General features: G+C 73.2%; 3 protein-coding genes. All 3 read right to left on the minus strand.

What is annotated here, in order from left to right; all coding sequences use genetic code 11:
• A partial coding sequence (gene hemA / locus H5J29_RS30315; protein ID WP_181784376.1) for a glutamyl-tRNA reductase occupies nt 1-552 on the minus strand: 552 nt, incomplete at its 3' end.
• Nucleotides 549-1325: a redox-sensing transcriptional repressor Rex gene (locus H5J29_RS30320; RefSeq protein ID WP_312858478.1), complete on the minus strand. Its 777-nt coding sequence runs from the start codon at nt 1323-1325 to the stop codon at nt 549-551. The genes H5J29_RS30320 and hemA, both read right to left, overlap by 4 nt.
• Before the next feature lie 299 nt (nt 1326-1624).
• Nucleotides 1625-2085, minus strand: a 461-nt coding sequence (locus H5J29_RS30325) for a fasciclin domain-containing protein (protein ID WP_220188123.1), incomplete at its 5' end; no start/stop codon positions are given.

Here is a 2085-nt window from a genome sequence, read left to right on the forward strand (position 1 = left end):
CCGCGTGCCCTCCAGCCCACCGAGGATCACGTCCGCGTCGGCCAGCGCCTCGGAGACCACGGAGGCGCCCGCGGCGTCGATCCCGGTCGAGGCGTGCACGCGCTTGCCGACCCGCAGCGCCTGCTGGGCCAGCTCGTGCAGGACCCGGCCGACGGTGCCCGCCTCGTCCGCCACGGCGTAGGCCTGGCGGAGCTGGCCGAGGATCTGCGACTCCCCGACCACCATCGAGTCCAGGCCCGCGGCGACGGAGAACAGGTGCTGCACCGCGGAGCTCGCGTAGTGCACGAAGAAGTGCTCGGTGAGGTCCGCGAGCGGCAGGCCGGAGTGCCTGCCGAGCACCTCGGAGACGTCCGCGAGACCGCCGTGGAAGGCGTCCACGACCGCATAGACCTCGACCCGGTTGCAGGTCGAGAGCAGGGTCACCTCGCTGACGTGCGCCCCACGGACCATCTCGTCCAGCAGCTTGGGCACGTCGTCCGCGGAGACGGCGACCTTCTCCAGGACGTCGACCGGCGCACTCCGGTGGGAGAGCCCGACGACGAGAACGCTCATGATGCAGGTACCGCCGATCCGTTGCGTCCGTTCACGACCTGGGGAGGGGTCGCGACGTGGTCCGTGATACCCCCGCGGCCCGCGACGTGGAACGCGAGCACCTGCAGCTCGACGGCGAGGTCGACCTTGCGGACCTCCACGTCCTCCGGGACCTGGAGCACGGCGGGGGCGAAGTTGAGGATGGCGTGCACGCCGGACTCGACGAGCTGGTCGCACACCGCCTGGGCCGCCTGCGCGGGCGTGGCGATCATCCCGATGGTCACACCCGCCTCGCGGCAGGCCTGCGGGATGTCCCGGGCGTGCCGGACCTCGATCCCGTTGATGAGGATGCCGACCAGGTCCGGGTCGACGTCGAACAGGGCGGTGACCGGGAAGCCGCGGCCGCCGAACCCGCCGTAGCCCGCGAGCGCGTGGCCCAGGTTCCCGACCCCGACCAGCGCCACGGCCTGGGGGTGGTCCTGCCCGAGCACCCGCTCGAGCTCCTGCTGCAGCACCGCCACGTCGTACCCGACACCGCGGATGCCGTGGGTGCCGATGTGGCTCAGGTCCTTGCGCAGCTTCGCGGAGTTGACCCCGCTGACCGCGGCGAGCTCCTCGGAGGAGACGGTCTCGGCGCCGCCCTCGGCGAGCTGGCCGAGCACCCGCAGGTAGACCGCGAGCCGGGCGACCGTGGCCTCCGGGATGGCCTTCGCGACGCGCCCGACCCCGGGGGCACCCGCCGGGGTGACGGGATGGTCGGCGGACGAGGAGTCGGCCTGCGGCGGCAGCGTCACGCGGCGGCTCCTCGAACGACGTCTTCTCACTCGGCGATCGGCCGGGGGCTGGGGGCCGGCGGCCTGCGCGGCCGGGCGTCCACCGCAGGGATATCACGGTCGGACCGCCACGACGGCGATGACGTCACACGGTAGTCGCTCGTGAAGGCGTGCACAAAGTTGCGATCTTGGTCGGTGGCGTGTCTCGCGCGGGTCCGCCCGCGCGGGACCGGTCGTCCCCCGCCACCGTCCGTTCACCGCGCCCGGGCCGTGTCACCACGGCGTCGCCGTGGTGAGCGACACGCCCGGGCGCGGGTCGGTCACTCCTGCGGCATGAGGACGGAGTCCACCAGGAAGACCGTGGCGTTCTCCGTGGTGATGTCCCCGCAGACGACGTTCGCGGCGGTGCCCGCGGCGTCGGTGACCGTGAGCGCGTCGACCGGTCCGGCGATGCGCACGGCACCGCCCGCCAGCTGCTCGGAGGTCCCGGCGTCGTGGAGCTGCGTGGCGGTCTCCCGGGTGCCCGAGACGTGGTACTGCAGCAGTGCGGCGAGCCCGGCGCGGTCGTTCAGCAGCCGCTGCAGGTCGGCGGGCGGCAGCTTCTCGAAGGCCGCGTTCGTCGGCGCGAACACGGTCAGCCCGGGCGCGGTGTTGAGCGTCTCGGTCAGCCCGGCGCGCTCGATCGCCTCGTGCAGGGTGCTGAGCTCGGGGTTCGACTCCACCGCCGTGGCGACCGGCTGAAGGCTCATGTTCGCGATCGAGCCGGGGTCGTCGGAGCGGG

It is taken from the genome of Pseudonocardia pini (genome assembly GCF_013870575.1).
Taxonomy (GTDB): Bacteria; Actinomycetota; Actinomycetes; order Mycobacteriales; family Pseudonocardiaceae; genus Pseudonocardia; species Pseudonocardia pini.